The sequence below is a fragment of the Mesorhizobium sp. P2_B5 genome, from assembly GCF_056404775.1.
Genome location: NZ_JBFUDJ010000004.1, coordinates 182636 through 201959, shown reverse-complemented (window position 1 = coordinate 201959; position 19324 = coordinate 182636). Strand labels below are relative to the sequence as shown.

The following is a 19324-nucleotide window of genomic DNA, read 5'->3' as shown; positions in this document are numbered from 1 at the left end:
TTCTGCCCATGAACGACGCACCCTTCGATCTCGACCCCGCCCTCATCGACCGCTTCGCTGCAATCGTCGGCGACAAATATGCGCTCCGCGACCAGGCCGATATCGCGCCCTACCTTACCGAGCGTCGCGGGCTGTGGCACGGCAGGACAGGGCTGGTGCTGCGGCCCGGCAGCGTCGACGAGGTCAGCCAGATCATGCGGCTGGCGAGCGAGACGGGAACGCCTGTCGTGCCGCAGAGCGGCAACACCGGGCTGGTCGGCGCCCAGGTGCCCGACGCGTCCGGCCGCGAGATCGTGCTGTCGCTGTCGCGGCTGAACCGCATCCGCGAGATCGACGTGTTCTCCAACACGGTGACCGTCGAGGCCGGCGTCATCCTGCAGGCGCTGCAGGAAGCGGCCGACGCCGCCGATCGTCTGTTTCCGCTGTCGCTTGCCGCGCAAGGGTCCTGCCAGATCGGCGGCAATCTGTCCTCCAACGCCGGCGGCACCGGGGTGCTTGCCTATGGCAATGCGCGCGAACTTTGCCTCGGCGTTGAAGTGGTGCTGCCGACCGGCGAGGTGTTCGACGATCTGCGCAAATTGAAGAAGGACAACACCGGCTACGATCTGAAGAACCTGTTCGTCGGCGCCGAAGGCACGCTCGGCATCATCACAGCGGCGGTGCTGAAACTGTTTCCCAAGCCGAAAGGCCGCGAGGTGGCTTTTGCCGGCCTGTCGTCGCCGGAGGCGGCGCTTTCATTGTTCAGCCTGGCCATGGACCGGGCAGGGGCCGCACTCACCGCCTTCGAACTGATCGGCCAGCGCCCTTATGATTTCACGCTGCGCCACGCGCAGGGCGTCACCCGGCCGCTGGCCGAGGACTGGCCCTGGTACGTGCTGATGCAGGTCTCATCGGGCCGCTCGGCCGAGGACGCCAGGGGGCTGATCGAGGAGGTGCTGTCGGAAGGCCTCGAGCAAGGCATTGTCGGCGACGCGGTGATCGCCGCAAGCCTGGCGCAGGGCGACGCCTTCTGGAATTTCCGCGAAGTGCTGCCGGACTCGCAGAAACCCGAAGGCGCCTCGATCAAGCACGATATTTCGGTGCCGGTGGCATCCATACCGGCGTTCATCGCCAAGGCTGCCGGCGCTGTCGCCTCGGTCAGCCCGCAGGCGCGCGTCGTCTGCTTCGGCCACATGGGCGACGGCAATCTCCACTACAACATTTCCCGGCCGGAGGGAGGTGACGATGAAGCGTTTCTCGGCCTCTATCACGCCATGAACCATGCCGTGCACGATGTCGTGCGTTCCTTCCACGGCTCGATCTCGGCCGAGCACGGCATCGGCCAGTTGAAGCGCGACGAACTGATCGCCACCGCGCCGCCAATGGCGATCGAACTGATGCGCCGGGTGAAGAAAGCCTTCGACCCGGCCGGGATCATGAATCCCGGTAAGGTTATCTGATCCTTTCAGCATCTTGTGGCTGGTCTCATTCCGATAACCATCCCCTGAGATCAGCAAAATTTAACCGACTTTCTTAAGCGCAGCGGTAAGGAGCCGGCGCTACTGTTTCGCATAACGAGGCCGGGAAAACTGGCCCGGTGGGATCCGTGAAAACGGGCTCTCAGGAGAAACACAGGAAGGCAGTAGATGAACAGTGTACTGAAGCCCGTCTGGGCCGGGCGCAACATGCGTCTTGACCCATTCCGCCTGCCGCAAGTGGTGAGTTATGCCACGCGCGACGACTATGGCGACGTTACCTTCACCATCGACCAACGAGGCGCCGTCATTCGCCGCACGCTCGAGATGAGCGGCGTGCCGGCGATCATCGCGCTGCCCGCCAATGCGTTTCGCGGCGTCGCCGCCCGCGCGATGGAGGATCCGGAAGGCAATGTCACGGTAACCCTGGAACTCCTGCACAACGACCCGATGCTGTCGGTGCCACTGCTGGTGGCCGACGATCTCGACGACGTCGCCGCCGACTGGCGCGCCTGGGCCGATGCCTATCGGCTGCAGATGCTGCTGATCGAATCCGACGGCATTGCCCGCACACTGGAAGAATCGCTCGGCGCCGCCATCAAGGCGTTGCCGGCTAAGGATCGCCGCAAGGGCCGGGTCTCGACCACGCGCCGTCCGCGCTTCCTCGCCCGCCGCAGGGCCGGCGATCTCGGCCTGCGACTGGTCATCGACGGCGAAGAGATCATTTCGCGGGAGTAGTTTCTCTTCACACGCGCCGGCGATTGGCGAAACCGCCAATGACAGCCTTCTTCTCCCCCGTCACTATACGGGGAGAAGTGCCCGGCAGGGCGATGAGGGGCGGCGCTGACCAAGCTGGTTTTCTACTTCAACGAATTTCACCTTGCCTCGAAGGTTGGCGCTGCCCCTCATCCGGCTGCCGCCACCTTCTCCCCGTATAGTGACGGGGAGAAGGGAGTCTACACCAGCGGCTTCAGCGCCACCCACAGCGATCCGCCGATCAGGCCCAGGAAGATCAGCCAGCCGACCTGGTTGTTCGATTTGAACAGTCGCAGGCACTGGTCGGGATCGTTGATATCCAGAACCGCGATCTGCCGCGCCATATGGGCGCCGGCGGCGATCAGCCCGGCCAGTGCCACCACCGGCGCTTGCGCCGCGGCAAAGGCGATGGCAAAGCAGACCAGCGTGCCGCCATAAAGCCCGACCAGCCAGGTCTTGGTGTTGTCGCCGAACAGCCGCGCCGTCGAGCGTACGCCGACAATGGCGTCGTCTTCCTTGTCCTGGTGCGCATAGATCGTGTCATAGCCGATCACCCACAGGATCGAGCCGATATAGAGCATGATGGCCGGGCCATCGAGATCGCCGAACTCGACCGCCCAGCCCATCAGCGCGCCCCAGGAGAAGGCCAGCCCAAGCACGAATTGCGGCCAGTTGGTGAAGCGCTTCATGAAAGGATAGACGGCGACGATCACCAGCGAGACGATGCCGAGCGGAATGGCGAAGTCGTTGAACTGCAACAGCACGACAAGGCCCAGCAAGGCCTGGATGACCAGGAATACCCAGGCCTGGCGGCGGGTCACCTTGCCGGCCGGCAGCGGCCGCGAGCGCGTGCGCTCGACCTTGTTGTCGATGTCCTGGTCGACAATGTCGTTGTAGGTGCAGCCGGCGCCGCGCATGGCGACGGCGCCGACAAAGAACAGGAACAGGAACCACGGCGACGGCAGCAGCGTCAGCAGCGGGTCGCTGGGGCGCGGATAGGCGCTGGCCGCAAGCGCTGCCGACCACCAGCAGGGCCACAGCAACAATTGCCAGCCGATCGGCCGGTCCCAGCGGGCAAGCTGCGCATAGGGCCATAGCCAGCGCGGCAATATCTTGTAGACCCAATGGCCGCTCGGCGCGTCGGCGACGCGGCCCTGGGCCGCTTTCGACTGGATGGTTTCCATCGTGCTGGAGTGGCAGCAGCAGCAGGCGCCGTCAAGCGGCCGCATTGTCGCTCAGGCGGTGAAAACATCGTGGCTGGCAAACCATTCCTTCGCCACTTCGATGAAGGCCAGTGCCGCCTTCGACAGCCTTTGCCTTGTGTCATGGGTGAGGATGATGCGCTGCATCGGCAGCGGATCCGACAGCGGCTTGCACACCAGCGGCAGGCCGTCATAACTCCTGTCGCCATATGGCCTTGTGTAGCTCACTGCGACGCCGAAGCCGTTGGCGACCATGCTGCGCTGCAGTTCGAACGAACTCGTCGTCGATTGCGAGACCGGCGACAGGCCGCGGCTGAGAAACAGGTCCAGCATATGCTGCCAGCTGTGCGGCTGGTCGGTGGTAACAAGTGGATGGGTCGCCAGTTCCGCCAGGCTGACGCTGGCCTGGCTGGCCAGCGCGTGGCCTTGCGGCAAAAGCGCATGCGGCCGCAGCTCATGCAGCAGGATGCGGGCGAAGTGCGAGGGCAGGCCGAGATCGTAGGTCAGGCCGAGATCGATGGCGGAATCGCCGAGCCGCCGGCCCAGCGTCTCGAAGGTCTCGTCGCGCACGATGACAGCGACCGCCGGGCAGCGTTGCGAAAACGCGCGGATCAGCGCCGGCGCGAAATAGGGCGCGAGGTCCTCGAAACAGCCGAGCACCAGCTCGCCGCCGACATCGGCGTCGCGCGTCCCCAGCCCAACCAGTTCGTCCGCCTCGGCCAGCACCTGCTTCGCCTTCGCCACCGCGCCGCGGCCGAACGAGGTCAGCGCGATGCCGCTGCCGCGCTGGCGCACGAACAGTTTCTGGCCGAGCGTGGCCTCGACATTGTCGATCGCCACCGAAATCGAAGGCTGTGAGACGTTCAGCATCCGGGCGGCAGCGGTGACGCTGCCGTGGCGGGCGACGGCAACGAGATAGCGCAGCTGAGTGAGAGTTAGGTTCATAGGTCAGAACTATAAGTGAGATGAGAAGTTATTATTTTACGCGATGTGCGGCGGCTGCGATAGTCGGTCATCCAAACAGGGGAGACATGAGATGGCCGCCAGATATATCGATGCCGCAGCGATTGCCGATTACCAGCGCGATGGCGCGGTCTGCATACGCGGCGCCTTCAAGGACTGGGTCGGCACCATCGCCGCCGGCATCGAGCGCAACATGCAAAATCGCAGTGCCACGGCGTCCGACATCGCCAATGGCAAGGGCAGCTTCTTCGACGATTATTGCAACTGGGAGCGCATTCCGGAATTCGTCGATGTCGTGCGCAATTCGCCGGCCGCCGAACTGGCGGCAGCCGCGATGCAGTCGCGCAGCGCGCAGTTCTTCCACGACCATGTGCTGGTCAAAGAACCCGGCACGCAAAAGCCGACGCCCTGGCACCAGGACATCCCGTACTATTTCGTCGATGGCAGCCAGACCGTCAGCTTCTGGATCCCGATCGATCCGGTGAAGGAAGCGACGCTGCGGCTGATCGCCGGCTCGCACAAATGGGACAAGATGATCCTGCCGGTGCGTTGGCTCGACGACAGCAATTTCTATGCCGGCGAAGGCGACTATCTGCCGGTGCCGGATCCCGACAAGGACCCGTCGCTGAAGGTGCTGGAATGGCAGATGGAGCCGGGCGACGCCATTCTGTTCGACTTCCGCACCGCGCATGGCGCGCGCGGCAATCCGACCACAGCGCGGCGCCGGGCGCTGTCGCTGCGCTGGGTCGGCGATGACGCGCGCTATGTCGAGCGCCCCGGCCGCACCTCGCCGCCCTATCCCGGCCATGACATGAAGCCCGGCCAGAAACTGCGCGAGGACTGGTTCCCCATCGTCTTCCAGAGCTGAGTCTAACCGGGAACGTTGTGCCCTCCGCGCGACGTTCCCGTGCGCAACCGGCATCGCGCAAGGTAAAACTCTTGACCCGCTGCGCTTGGCGCAATAGCGCAGTCCCTGTCGTGAAATGACAAGGGACATTGGCATGCGCGTTTTGTTGATCGGCTCCGGCGGCCGCGAACATGCCCTGGCCTGGAAGCTCGCGGCCTCGCCGCTGTTGACCAAGCTCTATGCCGCGCCCGGCAATCCGGGCATCGCCCGCGATGCCGAATTGGTCAAGCTCGACATTGGCGACCATGCCGCTGTCACCGTCTTCTGCAAGGACAACGCGATCGACCTCGTCGTCGTCGGGCCGGAAGGCCCGCTGGTGGCCGGCATTGCCGACGATCTGCGCGATCAGGGCATCCGCGTCTTCGGCCCGTCGAAGCGGGCGGCAAGGCTCGAAGGCTCGAAAGGTTTCACCAAGGACCTCTGCGCCAAATACGACATCCCGACCGCCGCCTATGGCCGCTTTACGGATCTCACTGCTGCCAAGGCCTATGTCGAAAGGGTCGGTGCGCCGATCGTCATCAAGGCCGACGGGCTCGCCGCCGGCAAGGGCGTCACCATCGCCATGACGCTGGACGAGGCACGAGCCGCATTGGACGCCTGTTTCGATGGCGCCTTTGGCGATGCCGGCGCCGAAGTGGTGGTCGAGGAATTCATGACCGGCGAAGAGGCGAGTTTCTTCTGCCTGTGCGACGGCACGACAGCACTTCCCTTCGGCACAGCGCAGGATCACAAGCGCGTCGGCGACGGCGACATCGGCCCCAACACCGGCGGCATGGGCGCCTATTCGCCGGCGCCGGTGATGGCGCCTGAGATGGTCGAGCGCACCATGCGCGAGATCGTCGAGCCGACCATGCGTGGCATGGCCGAGCTTGGCGCGCCGTTCGCCGGCATTCTGTTCGCCGGGCTGATGATCACCGACAAGGGGCCGAAGCTGATCGAATACAACACCCGCTTCGGCGATCCCGAATGCCAGGTGCTGATGATGCGGCTGAAGGACGACCTTCTGGTGCTGCTCAACGCCGCCGTCGACGGCCAGCTTGCACACAGCTCGGTGCGCTGGCGCGACGAGGCGGCGCTGACCGTGGTGATGGCGGCGCGGGGTTATCCCGGCACGCCGGAAAAAGGTTCGGTCATCCGCGGCCTCGAAGAAGCCGCCGGCGACGGCGTCCAGATATTCCACGCCGGAACCGCCATCAATGGCGGCGCGCTGGTCGCCAATGGCGGCCGCGTGCTCAACGTCACCGCATCAGGCAAGACGGTCGGTGAAGCGCAGAGCCGCGCCTACGCCGCGCTCGACCGCATCGACTGGCCGCAAGGCTTTTGCCGCCGCGACATAGGCTGGCAGGCAGTGGCGCGTGAAAAGGCAAGCGCTGCCGGTTAATGTCGGGAGGCATCAGCGCTCGCGAACGAGTTCCGTCGAAGCGGTGCTGACCGGGTCGGCAGCCTGGGAGAAGGCGGCCTCGAGCAGAGCCTCCGAACGATACGCGGTCCGCTTCCAGGCGACATACTCGGCAATGCCGAAGCGCGCGCGGCGCGGCACCGTCTTCACCACCGGCATGCGGAAGGCGGCGCGGAATGTCTGCCAGCGCGCGCCGAGCACCGTCACCATCTCCTCGACTGTCGGTGGCGTCGCCACATCGGCGTAGGTGATGGTGACTTTACCGGCCAGCCCCGCCGCGCGCGAAACCGGCACCGGGATCGAGGCGAGATAGTCGGGCGGCACGTTGATCAGGCCGCCGAACGGCCATTGCTGGCGCAGCGTGGCTGCATCCATCGGCGCGACGTTGACATCGATGTCGTTGGGCGTGCCGGCGACCCGGTAGGGACAGCGCAGGCGGCCGCAATTGGCCTGCGCCGAAAACTGCCACAGCGCATAGCCCTGCCAATTGCCCATCGGAAAATGCACGTCGATGTCGGGCTTGTAGCGCGCATACCAGAGCGGCAGCCGCGACAAGAGCCGATATTGATAGCGGTTGTCGGCGATGTATTGGGCGGTCTTGCCATTGGAGTAGAGTATCGGGAACCGGCCGAGCCGCCGGTGCACCTGGCGCACGAATTCCTCTGCATCGTCCAGCGACATCCACTGTGTCGGATCATTGCCTTCGAGGTCGAGGGCCATGAGATCGTCCGGCGCCGGTTCGGCAAAATCGATGAAATTGTTCGCCTGCTCGACCGGATTGCCGGGGCGGGCAAGATGATAGGCGCCCCATTTCAGGCCGAGCGCCTTGGCCACCACCTTGCGCGTCTGGAACAACTCGCGCGTCACCGCATAGCGTTTCCACAACGTCTTGCAGAGTTTGACCGTAGTTTCGTCGCCATAGCAGAAATAGGGCGGCGGCAGCCCGTCCGAGGCCTTGTTGATGAAGCCGACGATGCGCTTGTCGGTGGCAAGCTGCGCCCAGTCGATGGAATTATATTCATAGGCGTCGACGACAAGCGCGCGATCGCCATCCCGCCAAGGCTCCGAGAAGTCGGAAGCTTGTGCCGCAGATATCAGCGCCATCATCGCCGCGAGAGCGATCGCTGAGCGGCGAAGAAGATGCGCCGGCGTTTTCAAACAGGGAGTCCCCGCTGACCAAACACCGATGGTGAACTGCTATGGTTAAGGAAATGCTTTCGGGATTGTATTGGCGAAAACGGACGTGACATCCGATCTCCCCCACGAGGGGGGAGATTGCCACTCCGCAGTTCAGCGACGCGTGATCGGCTGCACCTCGAACGGATCCGGCGCGGGCTCCTGCTGCAGTGTGCCTTCGGCGGCGCGCTTGCGGTGATGGGCAAGCGAGCATTCGGGCGAGCACAATATGCCGCGATCGGTCCAGTAGGCGGGGCCTCGTTCGAGCTCGCCGTGATAATACGAGAAGCCGTTTGCCTGATACGGCAGGCCGCATTCGATGCAACGGTATGTCTCGGGTCTGGCAAGCATGTTGCCCGGTCCAATCTGTCTATGGTCTGCCCGGAAAGATCATAACAGCAGGATGTCATTCCTTGCTGCAGAAATTTTGATGCGTAATACCGGTCTTGAAAATTGGCCGAAGCTTTCGCGCGTTTCGTCATTCTATGGCGAAGCAAGGAGCGAAGCGACGCGGCGCAGACCATAGAATCCATGCCGCGACTTCGAAGCGTTGCCACGGTCCAGAATTCTGTACCGTTGCACCCTGCGCGCGAGGTCGCGGCATGGATCCTCGGGTCTGCGCGTCCGCTTCGCCCGTGGATGACGAAGTCGGTACGGTTATGCAAAATCCGCGTGACAAAGTTTGACGTTTACGTAAAAAGAAGATCGGAGGCCGCCCAAAGGTGGATGGTTTTGCGTCGTCCCGGGTCCTAGGATTGAGGAGGGCGAGCAGCGGAGGAGAAAGCGGCATGTACAAGGCGCCGGTCGAGGATATTTCGTTCACGCTGAAGCATGTTGCCGGCCTCAAACCGGCGCTTGATGGCGGCGCGTTCGGCGATCTCGGCGAAGACCTTGTCGATGCCATCCTGTCCGAGGCCGGCCGCTTCGCCAGCGAAGAGGTCGCGCCGCTCTACAAGATCGGCGACGAGCACGGCGCGGTGCTGAAGGATGCAGCCGTCACCACGCCGCCCGGCTGGAAGGCGCTCTACCGCAGCTGGACCGACGGCGGCTGGAACGCGCTGGCGGGACCGGAAGAGTTCGGCGGCCAGGGCCTGCCGACCATGCTCGGCGTCGCGGCGCTCGAAATGTGGAACTCCGCCGCCATGGCCTTCGGCATCGGCCCCACGCTGACAATGGGCGCCGTCGAGGCACTCGACAAGCACGCCTCCCAGACGCTCAAGGCCAAATATCTGGCAAAGCTCGTCTCCGGCGAATGGATGGGGACGATGAACCTCACCGAACCGCAGGCCGGTTCCGATCTCGCAGCACTGCGCACCCGCGCCGAACCTGCCGGCGACGGTACCTATCGCATTTTTGGCCAGAAAATCTTCATCACCTATGGCGAGCACGATTTCACCGACAACATCGTCCATCTTGTGCTGGCGCGGCTGCCCGACGCACCGGCCGGCACCCGGGGCATCTCGCTGTTCCTGGTGCCGAAATTCCTGGTCAATGATGACGGGTCGCTCGGCGCTCGCAACGACGTCTTCTGTTCCGGCCTCGAGCACAAGCTCGGCATCCATGCCTCGCCGACCTGCACCATGATCTATGGCGACGGTTTTGGCGGCACGACGCCGGGCGCCATCGGCTGGCTGATCGGCGAGGAGAACAAGGGGCTCGCCTGCATGTTCACCATGATGAACAACGCCCGGCTTTGCGTCGGCATGCAGGGCGTGGCAGTGGCCGAAGCCGCGACGCAGAAAGCGGTCGCCTATGCCAATGAGCGCCGCCAGGGCAAGGCGTCGGGCTATGCCGGCGCCGGCATGGCGCTGATCGTCCATCACCCGGACGTGCAGCGCAATCTCTTGACCATGAAGGCGCTGACCCAGATCGCCCGCGCCATCTCCTATTCCTGCGCCCACGCCATCGACCTGGCGCGGGTCTCGGCCGGCGATCAGACCGCGCATTGGCGCGACCGCGCCAATCTGCTGACGCCGTTGGCCAAGGCGTTCTCCACCGATGTCGGCGTCGACGTCGCTTCGCTCGGCGTCCAGGTGCATGGCGGCATGGGCTTCATCGAGGAGACGGGGGCGGCAGCGCTCTATCGTGATGCCCGCATCGCGCCGATCTATGAGGGCACCAACGGCATCCAGGCGATTGACCTCGTGGTACGCAAATTGCCGCTTGGCGGCGGCGAGCATGTGCATGGCTACATCGGCGAACTGAAGATCATCGCCGATGAGGTGCGGACCTCGAACCTGCAAGGGTTCGGCCGCACCGCCGAGACCCTCGACCGCGCTCTCGACGATCTGACCGAAGCAACGCGCTTCCTGCAGAATCTGCTGGCCGACGGCCGTCTGGACGAAGCGCAGGCCGGCGCGACGCCCTATCTCAGGCTGATCTCGCTTGCCGCCGGCGGCGCCTATCTGGCGCGTGGCGGACTTGCCGAGCAAAACCGCGTCGCCCTTTGCCGCTTCTTTGCCGAAAACCTGCTTGGCGAAGTCAGCGCCTTGAAGGAACGCGTCATCGGTGGCGCCGAAAGCCTCGCCGCCGCCGGCAAGACGCTGATATCAGCCTGAATACTTAAGGCGCTCACCAGGGAAAGATGACCGTGACAGACCATATTCTCGTCGAGCGCCAGGGCGCCATTCAGATTATCCGCATGAACCGCCCGGACAAGAAGAACGCGCTGACGCGCGCCATGTACGCGACGATGTCCAGGGCTCTGGCAGAAGGCGACGCCGATCCGGCGGTCCGCGTCCACGTCTTCCTCGGCGTGCCCGGCGCCTTCTCGGCCGGCAACGACCTCGCCGACTTCCTGGTCATCGCCACCGGCGGCGAGGGCGGCAACGAAGTCTGGGACTTCCTGATGGCGCTGGCCAAAACCGAGAAACCCATCGTCTCGGGCGTCGACGGCATTGCGGTCGGCATCGGCACTACGCTCAATTTGCATTGCGACCTGACCTTTGCCACGCCGCGCACCGTCTTCCGCACGCCCTTCGTCGATCTCGGCCTGGTGCCGGAGGCGGGCTCCAGCCTGCTGGCGCCGCTCATCCTCGGCCGTCAGGGCGCCTTCGCGCTGCTTGGCCTCGGCGAAGGCTTTTCCGCCGAGCGCGCCAAGACTGCCGGCCTGATCTACGAGGTGGTCGAGGAGGACGGGCTGGAAACCGCGGTGCTGGCTGCTGCCGGCGCGATCGCGGCGAAGCCGCCGCAGGCGCTGAAGATCGCCCGTGACCTGATGCGCGGCTCGCGTGAGGACTTGGTCGCCCGCATCGGCGAGGAAAGCGCGCATTTCCGCGACCGGCTGAAGTCCGATGAAGCGCGCGCCGCGCTCACCGCGTTCATGACGCGCAAGAAGGCGAGCTGATCTCACGGCACTGTCAGCTTGTGGCAGCTTCGAGCGAAACGCGCGTCAGACGCGATTTTTTTGATCTGTACACTGCGGTTTTCACGCCCTATCTCACAAATCCGGCGGGCGGGGCCTAGTCAGTGGAGAGGACATGGCCCGCAACGTCGCTGCAAGCAAGCAACCCTACGAGATGCCAAGAGGCCTGCATTGACGGGTTGAGCGTCCGATGCTTGCCGATGTTGTGAAGCCGCTCGGCCTGACGTTCAGGCTCTGGTGGCCCTTCTGGCCGCAACTGGTCGCCATGGCGCTTTTGGGCATTGTCGGCAGCGATCTGTTCATGCAGATCGCCGCGCGCACCGCCTTGCTCAACCACATGGCCGGGCTGGCGCTGCTGACGCTGGTGGCGCTGACGCAGCTCATCGTCACCGTCGCCATGTTCCAGACGCTGCTTCCCGGCCTGCCGGCGATCCGTGCCGCGCAGCAGGCGGCGCGTGGGCAGGCGCCCGGCGAGACAGATGCCCAAACGAGCAGCGGTGCTTCGCGGCTGGCGCGCATGGTCACCGTCGCGCTGCTGCCGTTCTTCGCCTACTACGCCGCCTGGGGCTTTCTCGGCGACACGGTGCGGCAATATTCGCGCGTCACCCTCGACATGGCGCCGTTCGGCGAAGGCGCCGGCAATGTGCTGGATGTGCTCGATTCGCACTGGCTGGTGTTTTCCGTTGTCATCTCCTGGCTGGTCCGGCGTTTGGCCCAGGCGATGCAGAAGCGCGGCGGCGCCCGGTCCTTCTGGCAGATCGTCGTGGTGATCTGCGAAACCAACTGGATCTTCGTCGGTCTCTACGTCATCTCGCGCTGGAAGGACGACATCGTCGGCTGGATCATGAGCCGCAACATTTTTTCCGTCCTGCAGGCTGCGGCCGACGGCGTGGCCAACCCTGTCGCAAAAGCCTTTGCCGATCCGATGGTCCCGGTCGAGGTCACCTCCATCGACACGACAACGAAGCTCGTCGCGCTGTTCTTCTTCATGCTGCTGCCGGTGATCTGGCTGGTCATGACCGCACTGATCTATGGCTACGACGTGCGCGACGATAAGGAGCTCTTGCGCGTGCACGAACGGGTCGAACGCCTTGGCGCCCGCTATCGCACCATTCCGAAGTTCATGCGCGACTTCGTCGAGCACTTCATCTCGGGCTATCGCTCGCGCTATCTGCCGATCGCCAATGGCGTGCGCTTGACGCTGAACTCCGGCCTCGTGCTCATCGTCACACTGATCGTCGGGTATCGGCTGATCGATTGGCTGGCGGCCTGGGCGTGGCTGGGCATGACCCGCATCATCGGCCCGCACGACCTCGACACCTGGCAGGTGCTGTCCGAAGGTGTCTCGCTGCTGTTCGGCAGTGCTTTCCAGGACTCTTCGACCGGCATTCTGGTCGAGCCGCTGCGGATCTGCTTCCTCGCCGCGATCCTCGAAACAGCCTTCGCGCTGCCCAAGCGCCAGTCCATCGAAAGTGCGCAACAGGCCGGTCCGGCGGGGGCGGCGCAGGATGCTTGAGACCGCCCGCTCGCGGCTGAAAGCATGGCTCGCCGCCGGCATCGGCACGGCGGCGGCGATTGCCGTTGCCGGCGTGCTGGGTGCCTTCGAGGCAAGGCATGCGCAAGTGCCGGTTCTGACTCCTGCCAATCCGATCGAAACCGGGCAATGGCTGCTGCGGCCGGTGAAGGCCTATGTCAGCGCAGAAAAATATGTCTATGGCACCTTGCGAAAGCCGGGGACGAAGGCGCTGGTCTTCGAGGTCGACATGACCAACCGCACGGCCCAATCGACGAAGGATTATTTCGAGCTCCTCCAGGCGACCCGGCCGCTGCTCGACCCGGCAACAAAACCGTACATCGTGTTGACGCGCGACGAGACACTGTCGCCGGAACTGCACCCCGGCATGACGGAACGCATGGCCTATATCTGGGAGCTGCCGGATGGTGCGGCAGCCCCGGCAAGCCTCGGCCTGACGGTCATCCGCAAGACCTACAAACAGCGCGACAACCTTTACGGCCTGCCCGGCTGGTTCAATCCGAGCCCGGTCGGCACGCTGACGATTCCTGTCGCGTCCGACACTGGAGGCCAGCCATGATGCGCAGACTGGCCGATCTGGTTTTGCTGCTTGTCGCCGTGGCGTTCTGCTACGGCTTGCAGATATCGAAGCCGCACTATGCCGACCTGATCGGCCCCATTCCCGTACGGGGCAAGGTGGGAGATACAATCGTTGGCCGCAGCTTCGAGGTTCGCGCCGAAAAGCTGGAGTTTGCGCGCAAGCTCAAGACGGACCGGTTCGGCGAGACGAAGGTGCTGACCACCGGCGGCGTCTGGGCGGTGGTGACGGTCGAATTCGCGGCCAGGGCTGCGTCGACAACTGTCGCGATCGCGTCCTGGCGCGGATCGACGGGATTGATCTATGACCACACCGAGCGGCTGTCCTTCATCAACAACGGCCTTCTCCCGATAACTGTCGATCCCGGCCTGCCGAGGAAGGCAAGGCTGGTCTTCGAGGTGAGGCCGGAGGAGGTCGGCAACGCGACGGTACTCATCTCGAGCAAGCTGATGGCGGCCCTCGATTCGCAGGCCGAGATTTCGATTGGGCCGGTCGCTGCCTTGTCCGACGGCATGGCTGCCGGCACCATCGACACGCTCGATCTGACCCAGGCGATTGGCGGGCTTCCGAAATGACGGCGCGGGATCTGGCTCAGGACAATGGCCTCGGCGAGCGGAAATGGCGCCGCCGCAGCCTTTGGGCGCTGCTTGTGCTCATCCCTCTGACCTTGGCTGTCGAAGCCTATGACAGCGTCAAGCAGTTGCTCGCTGACAATGACTTGTTTGAGCGCCGCGTCGCCTGGGGCCAGAGCGCGCATTTCGGCGGCAGCGACTGGAAATTGACCGATCTGCGCGGCGCCTTCGGCATGAAGAATCTGCCGACCGATTCCGTACCGGTGCTGGCTGATTTTTCGGTGACCGTCGGCGATCCCGACCTGCAGAAGCTATGGCTTGGCTGCAAGGTCATGCTGATCGATGCCGAGGGACGGCGCTGGTCGCCGACGTCCATTGTCTCGCTGAGAACGCCGGACAATGTGCAGACCTGCATTTCGGCGATCTTCTCCGGCGCCAAGACCGGCGACACGCTCAATCTGCGCGAGACGTTCCTGGTGCCGAAGGAGGCGACCAAGTCGATCAGGCCGGCGCTCGGCGTTGCCAGCGAGCGGCCGCATTTCCTGCTGTTCCAGCTGGAAAAGGACTGATCCCAGCGCTGTCGCCGCAAGATCATCACACCATTCAACCCACCGCAGATGGCGGCATGGTCATTGGCGTCTGATGCCGCCTGGAAGGATGAGCCGCTACCGGTGTTCGGCCGCGATGCGGATGCCCAAGCCGATCAGCACAATTCCGGTCACGCCTTCGATGGTACGGCGGATCGATGGCCGGCGCAGGAAATCCCCCGCTTTGGCGACGACCGTGGCGTAGAGCGCCAGCCACGCGAAGGTCATGACGGCGAAAACCACGCCGAGACCGAGCAGCGCCGCGAAGCTTTCCCCGCCGGGCGGTACGAATTGCGGCAGTAGGCTGGCGAAGAACACTGCCATTTTGGGATTGCCGAGATCGCTGATCAGTCCCTGGCGGTAGGCGGTCGCCGCCGTCAGCCGCCGTGCCGGCCTCGTGACTTCAGCCATGTCCTGCTGACGGGAGGGCCAAAGCGCCTCCTGCAGCGCCTTGAAGCCGAGATAGACGAGATAGGCGGCACCCGCATATTTGACCGCAAGGAATAGCGGCTCCGAAGCGACCAGCAGGGCGACGATACCGGCGCTGGTGGCCAGCGCCCAGATCGTTTGGCCGCTGGAGATGCCGAGCGCGGTGAAGACGCCGGCCGCACGCCCGCCAAGCAGCGTGTTGCGGATGGTGATGGCGGTGTCGGGACCGGGCGTCGCAAGCACAATGAAAGAGACACCGAGAAAGGCCATGAACAGGCTCATTGGATTCTCCCTTTGCAGCCAGATCAGCTTAGGATCGCTGCGCCATTTCACAAGCGTCAGGGGTAAAGCCGCGTCTTGTCCCAGCCGCCTTCGGCATTGCGCGAAAAGAGCAGGCGGTCGTGCAGCCGGAACGGCCGGTCGTGCCAGAACTCGATCGCCTGTGGCACGATGCGGAAGCCCGACCAGTGCTTTGGCCGTGGAATTTCGCCGATCGGGTAGCGCGCCGTGTATTCGGCCACCGCTTTCTCGAGCGCGAAGCGGCTTTCCAGCGGCCGCGACTGTTTCGAAGCCCAGGCGCCGATGCGGCTGCCGCGCGGCCGCGTCGCGTAGTAGGCGTCCGCTTCGGCGTCGCTGACGATCTCCACCGGCCCGCGGATGCGCACCTGGCGCCGCAGCGATTTCCAGTGAAAGCACATCGCCGCCTTCATGCTGCCAAGAATCTCGCGGCCCTTGGCGCTCTCGAAATTCGTGTAGAAGACAAAACCGCTTTCATCGAACCCCTTGAGCAGCACCATACGCACATCCGGCATGCCGTCGGCATCGACGGTTGCCAGCGCGACACCGTTGGCATCGTTGATTTCGCTTTTTTTGGCGTCCTCCAGCCAGGCGGCAAAGAGCCGGAACGGCTCGGCGGCCTCGGTAAAGTCACCAGTTGTTAACTCGGTGTCACTCATAGTTTTTCTCAAATTGTCTCGAATCTCAGGAGGTTGCCGATTGTCGCGTATCGCGCAAGCTTTTGACAGCGGGCAATGGAGCGCTATCGCTTCGGCCAGTTCGAAAGCCGTGATCGTGATCGTCGCCTTGCCGCTTGCCGCCTGCGGCGCCGGCGGCTTCAGCCTGGAAAAAGCCGAGGTCGACCGTTCCATCGTCACCTCGAGCGCGCCGGCGCAGGCGACATCGACGGACGCCGATGACGCTTCCGACCAGACCACGATCGGCAATGCGGTCTCTTCTGCCGACATCGAGGAGCTTCGCGGCCAGGCTGTGCCGTGGGCGAATGCCGGCACCGGTTCACGCGGCTCCATCACGGAACTCGCCGAGCTGCAGGACAATGGCCAGACCTGCCGCAGCTTCACCGCCTCGCGCGAAAGCTTCGACGGCGTCGCTTTGTTCAAGGGTGAATTGTGCATGGCCGGCGCCGGCGGCTGGCACATGCAGGATTTCAAGGCGCTTTAAGTGTTCCAGACTGCATGTTTGGCCCACATCGATAGGCGACTATGCGCCAAGAGCCGACCTCAAGTAGCCTCGACATCAATGTCTGCTTTCCGAAGGCCTGAGCGAGTCATTGGCTGTCCGTTCGGCTCGCCCAAATCCCAGTAAAGTCCTGCCATCAGCCCCAACCCTTCTCGGGCAATGGCAACCGGCAGATGCTCATTGGGCGCGTGCTGCGAACACCCGGGATAAGAATGCGGGACCCAAATGGTAGGCATTTCAAGAATTTCGGAGAAGATGTCGTTCGGAAGTGACCCGCCGAGGCTCGGCAGAATAGCGGGTTTCTTTCCCGTCGTGCGGGCGATCGAATCCACCACCCAACTGACCCATGGGTGCCTCGTATCCAGTCGCGTCGCGTGAAAAACTTCGTCGCGTGCTTTGGCAATCTGCACGGTCGAAAATCCGTTGCGGTCCAGATGGCGGCGCAAGGCAGGGAGGACGTCCTGCACGTCCACCCCGATGACGAAGCGAAGCTGGCAACGCGCCCAGGCTCGGGGCGGGATGGCACCAACAGGCATCCTCGGATTCCCCGCCTCCAAGGCCAGCACCGAAAATGAGCTCCACGCAAAAACCTTCTCCGCGGAGGTCAGGCCAGGCTCGCCCCAATCGGGATCGATCTTGGGCTCGTCCGTGCCGCTTTCCACCTCACAGTCAGCAAGAACGTGTCGCACATCCTCGGGAATGCTTGTCGGAAGCCACTCCGGAATCCGAATTTTTCCGGTCGGTTCGGTGATGCTCGCAATAGCATGGGCAAGTTGAATGGCTGGATCCGAGAGCAGACCGCCCCAGTTTCCCGAATGATGGCCGCCCTTGCGCGCATCAATCCAGATGTCGAAGGAGATAGAGCCGCGCGAACCCAAAAACACGGTCGGCCTTTCGACGGAGAGGCGAGGGCCGTCCGAGGCGATCAGCACATCCGATCGGAATAGTTCCTTGTGGGTCTTGGCCAGTTCCCGCAGGCCGGGCGAGACCCGTTCTTCCCCCATTTCGATCAGATACTTGGCATTGAAGCCGAGCTTTCCGCGTGTCTCGATCACGGCTCGAAGAGCGCCGACATTTATCGAATGCTGGCCCTTGTTGTCGGCGACGCCGCGACCGTACCATCTGTCGTCACGTTCGGTCAGACGCCACGGTGAAAGACCCTCATCCCACTCGTCATCCAACCCGCGGATCACGTCGCCGTGGCCATAGCCAAGTACCGTCGGACGTGCCGCGTCCTCTGTGCGTTCGGCGAAAAAGAATGGCCAGCCGTCCTGGTTAAGCGTTCGGCAGGCAAAGCCAAGCACTTCGAATGCCGGCCTTATCTCAGCCTCGATGTACTCGACCAGCACATGTTCGCGATCAGGGTTCTGGCTCTCTGTCGGCATGCTGATCCGACGGGCCAAATCCTCCCGAAAGGCGCCGGAATCGAAGTATGCCTCCGACCGGGCTATCGCAGCCTCACGCGTCATGCCTTCAGCCTAGCATCGATGGTTTTGGACGGCCAGTGTCCATCCCGCCGCGCCATACGTCCGTCGCCAAATCCCACTTGTCTCAAACCATCGCCCGCTCAATGATCTCATCGGGCTCTAATTCCGCCGTCAATATGGCTGTGCAGCACTGGAATTTCTTCCTATGCGAGCGCATATAGAAGGCAACTGTAGATTCACCCCTTCTTGCAGGCAGGAAGCATGCGCGACCCCTATGAGGTGCTGGGCGTTGCCAAGAACGCATCGGCCAAGGACATAAAATCGGCGTACCGCAAACTCGCCAAGAAGCATCATCCGGACCAGAATCCGAATGATCCCAAGGCGAAGGACCGGTTTGCCGCGGCCAACCAGGCCTATGAGGTGATCGGCGACGAGAAGAATCGTGCGGCGTTCGACCGCGGCGAGATCGACGCCGACGGCAAGCCGAAATTCCAGGGTTTTGAGGGCGCAGCCGGTGGCGGCGATCCGTTTGGCGGCTTTCGCCGCCAGCAGGGCGCCGGCGGCTCGCGCTTCGAATTCCGCTCGGGCCGTCCGGGTGGCGATCCGTTCGACGGCAACAGCGACATTTTCAGCCAGATCTTTGGCGACGCTTTTTCCGGCGCGCGCGGCGCCGGCGACCGCCGCCAGCCGGTGCAGGCAGCGGACCTCAACGTGACGCTCGACGTCACCATCGAGGAGATGGCGACCGCCGAGAAGGTGACGGCGATGTTCCCAGACGGCCGCAAGATCGCGGTCAAGCTGCCGGCCTATGTCGAGGAGGGCCAGACCATCCGGCTGAAGGGCCAGGGCGAGCAAGGACCGGGACAGCCGGGCGATGCACTGGTCAAGATCCACATCCGCAGGCATCCGCGCTACCGCATCGAGGGTCGCGACCTGCATGCCGATCTGGAGGTAGCGTTGGCCGATGCGGTGCTGGGCGCCAAGGTACCGGTCGACACGCCGACCGGCAGGCTGGCGGTCAATGTTCCGGCCTGGTCGAGTTCGGACAAGGTTCTGCGGCTGAAGGGCAGGGGCTTGCCGGAAAAGGCCGGCGGCCATGGCGATCTCTATGCCCATGTCCGCATCATGCTGCCGGAAGGTGGCGACAGCGAGCTCGAAGCGCTGATGCGCGGCCGCAAGGGCTGACGCGGCTGCATTTCGCCTGCTAGAGCATTCCAGGAAAAGTGTGAGCGGTTTTCCCGGGAAAAGCGCAGCGCTTTCCCTTGGGAATTGCGTAAAAACAAAGAGATAGAGCGGTTCGCCGGTTCCGTGAAACGGTGAAATGCTCTAGGAGTCGGGCGCCGCTTCCTCCATGCGCCGGATGGTTTCGCCGAATCGGCGCAACGCCTGCCGCACCGGGACATGCGGGCTCTCGATCCGATGCCGACCGGCCGATTCGGCTGGTCGGTCGCGGGCCTGGGCCGTCAAGACGCGCTGGCCTGAGCCATTTGAAGCTCACAAA

19 protein-coding genes are annotated in these 19324 nt (G+C 63.8%); 12 read left to right on the top strand and 7 right to left on the bottom strand.

Going from position 1 to position 19324, the window contains the following annotated elements; all coding sequences use genetic code 11:
- The first annotated feature begins 8 nt into the window (after positions 1–8).
- Positions 9–1439: an FAD-binding oxidoreductase gene (locus AC1D1N_RS16630; protein ID WP_436258842.1), complete on the top strand. Its 1431-nt coding sequence runs from the start codon at positions 9–11 to the stop codon at positions 1437–1439.
- Between the two features lie 186 nt (positions 1440–1625).
- Positions 1626–2192: a DUF6101 family protein gene (locus tag AC1D1N_RS16625; protein WP_192256257.1), complete on the top strand. Its 567-nt coding sequence runs from the start codon at positions 1626–1628 to the stop codon at positions 2190–2192.
- Between the two features lie 218 nt (positions 2193–2410).
- Here AC1D1N_RS16625 and ubiA read toward each other — a convergent pair whose 3' ends face one another.
- Complete coding sequence (gene ubiA / locus AC1D1N_RS16620; RefSeq protein ID WP_112563809.1) at positions 2411–3394, bottom strand: 4-hydroxybenzoate octaprenyltransferase; 984 nt, start codon at positions 3392–3394, stop codon at positions 2411–2413.
- A 51-nt stretch (positions 3395–3445) separates the two neighbouring features.
- Positions 3446–4357 (bottom strand): LysR family transcriptional regulator, encoded by a 912-nt coding sequence (locus AC1D1N_RS16615; protein ID WP_112563811.1) that lies wholly within the window; start codon positions 4355–4357, stop codon positions 3446–3448.
- A gap of 91 nt (positions 4358–4448) precedes the next feature.
- Between AC1D1N_RS16615 and AC1D1N_RS16610 the strand changes: the two genes are divergently transcribed.
- Both AC1D1N_RS16610 and purD read left to right on the top strand, forming a co-directional pair.
- Entirely contained in the window at positions 4449–5243 is a 795-nt protein-coding gene (locus AC1D1N_RS16610; protein WP_477349776.1) for a phytanoyl-CoA dioxygenase family protein, read from the top strand.
- A 133-nt stretch (positions 5244–5376) separates the two neighbouring features.
- On the top strand, positions 5377–6663 hold the full coding sequence (gene purD, locus AC1D1N_RS16605) for a phosphoribosylamine--glycine ligase (RefSeq protein WP_477349774.1): 1287 nt from the start codon (positions 5377–5379) through the stop codon (positions 6661–6663).
- Positions 6664–6675: 12 nt separating this feature from the next.
- On the opposite strand, the gene AC1D1N_RS16600 is transcribed toward purD, so the two are convergent.
- Together AC1D1N_RS16600 and AC1D1N_RS16595 are read right to left on the bottom strand one after the other, a co-directional pair.
- Positions 6676–7788 carry a glycoside hydrolase family 25 protein gene (locus tag AC1D1N_RS16600; protein ID WP_477350094.1) on the bottom strand — a complete coding sequence of 371 codons (1113 nt, stop codon included), beginning with the start codon at positions 7786–7788 and terminating at the stop codon, positions 6676–6678.
- A 183-nt stretch (positions 7789–7971) separates the two neighbouring features.
- The gene (locus AC1D1N_RS16595) at positions 7972–8208 is read right to left on the bottom strand and encodes a hypothetical protein (protein ID WP_477349772.1); all 237 of its coding nucleotides are present in this window, start codon (positions 8206–8208) and stop codon (positions 7972–7974) included.
- A gap of 437 nt (positions 8209–8645) precedes the next feature.
- Here AC1D1N_RS16595 and AC1D1N_RS16590 point away from each other — a divergent pair, with 437 nt between their 5' ends.
- The 6 genes from AC1D1N_RS16590 to AC1D1N_RS16565 all read left to right on the top strand — a co-directional run bounded on the left by AC1D1N_RS16590 (position 8646) and on the right by AC1D1N_RS16565 (position 14473).
- The gene (locus tag AC1D1N_RS16590) at positions 8646–10415 is read left to right on the top strand and encodes an acyl-CoA dehydrogenase family protein (RefSeq protein WP_477349770.1); all 1770 of its coding nucleotides are present in this window, start codon (positions 8646–8648) and stop codon (positions 10413–10415) included.
- Between the two features lie 32 nt (positions 10416–10447).
- Positions 10448–11203: a crotonase/enoyl-CoA hydratase family protein gene (locus AC1D1N_RS16585; RefSeq protein ID WP_477349768.1), complete on the top strand. Its 756-nt coding sequence runs from the start codon at positions 10448–10450 to the stop codon at positions 11201–11203.
- Between the two features lie 208 nt (positions 11204–11411).
- Complete coding sequence (locus AC1D1N_RS16580; protein WP_477349766.1) at positions 11412–12737, top strand: hypothetical protein; 1326 nt, start codon at positions 11412–11414, stop codon at positions 12735–12737.
- A complete protein-coding gene (locus tag AC1D1N_RS16575) occupies positions 12730–13314 on the top strand; it encodes a hypothetical protein (protein WP_477349764.1) in 585 nt (194 codons plus the stop codon). The genes AC1D1N_RS16580 and AC1D1N_RS16575 overlap by 8 nt, the downstream gene beginning before the upstream one ends.
- Positions 13311–13907 (top strand): hypothetical protein, encoded by a 597-nt coding sequence (locus AC1D1N_RS16570; protein ID WP_436258850.1) that lies wholly within the window; start codon positions 13311–13313, stop codon positions 13905–13907. Before AC1D1N_RS16575 ends, AC1D1N_RS16570 begins: the two co-directional genes overlap by 4 nt.
- Entirely contained in the window at positions 13904–14473 is a 570-nt protein-coding gene (locus AC1D1N_RS16565; protein WP_477349762.1) for a hypothetical protein, read from the top strand. Before AC1D1N_RS16570 ends, AC1D1N_RS16565 begins: the two co-directional genes overlap by 4 nt.
- 96 nt (positions 14474–14569) lie before the next feature.
- Here the strand turns inward: AC1D1N_RS16565 and AC1D1N_RS16560 are convergent, their stop codons facing one another.
- Together AC1D1N_RS16560 and pdxH are read right to left on the bottom strand one after the other, a co-directional pair.
- A complete protein-coding gene (locus tag AC1D1N_RS16560; RefSeq protein ID WP_436258852.1) occupies positions 14570–15202 on the bottom strand; it encodes a LysE family translocator in 633 nt (210 codons plus the stop codon).
- 56 nt (positions 15203–15258) lie between these two features.
- The gene (gene pdxH / locus AC1D1N_RS16555; protein WP_192256275.1) at positions 15259–15876 is read right to left on the bottom strand and encodes a pyridoxamine 5'-phosphate oxidase; all 618 of its coding nucleotides are present in this window, start codon (positions 15874–15876) and stop codon (positions 15259–15261) included.
- 40 nt (positions 15877–15916) lie between these two features.
- On the opposite strand from pdxH, the gene AC1D1N_RS16550 reads away from it, so the two are divergent.
- On the top strand, positions 15917–16378 hold the full coding sequence (locus AC1D1N_RS16550) for an RT0821/Lpp0805 family surface protein (protein ID WP_436258853.1): 462 nt from the start codon (positions 15917–15919) through the stop codon (positions 16376–16378).
- A gap of 59 nt (positions 16379–16437) precedes the next feature.
- Here the strand turns inward: AC1D1N_RS16550 and AC1D1N_RS16545 are convergent, their stop codons facing one another.
- Complete coding sequence (locus AC1D1N_RS16545; RefSeq protein WP_436258854.1) at positions 16438–17865, bottom strand: M20 family metallopeptidase; 1428 nt, start codon at positions 17863–17865, stop codon at positions 16438–16440.
- Between the two features lie 219 nt (positions 17866–18084).
- Between AC1D1N_RS16545 and AC1D1N_RS16540 the strand changes: the two genes are divergently transcribed.
- Complete coding sequence (locus tag AC1D1N_RS16540) at positions 18085–19008, top strand: DnaJ C-terminal domain-containing protein (RefSeq protein WP_436258855.1); 924 nt, start codon at positions 18085–18087, stop codon at positions 19006–19008.
- Positions 19009–19324 lie beyond the last annotated feature (316 nt).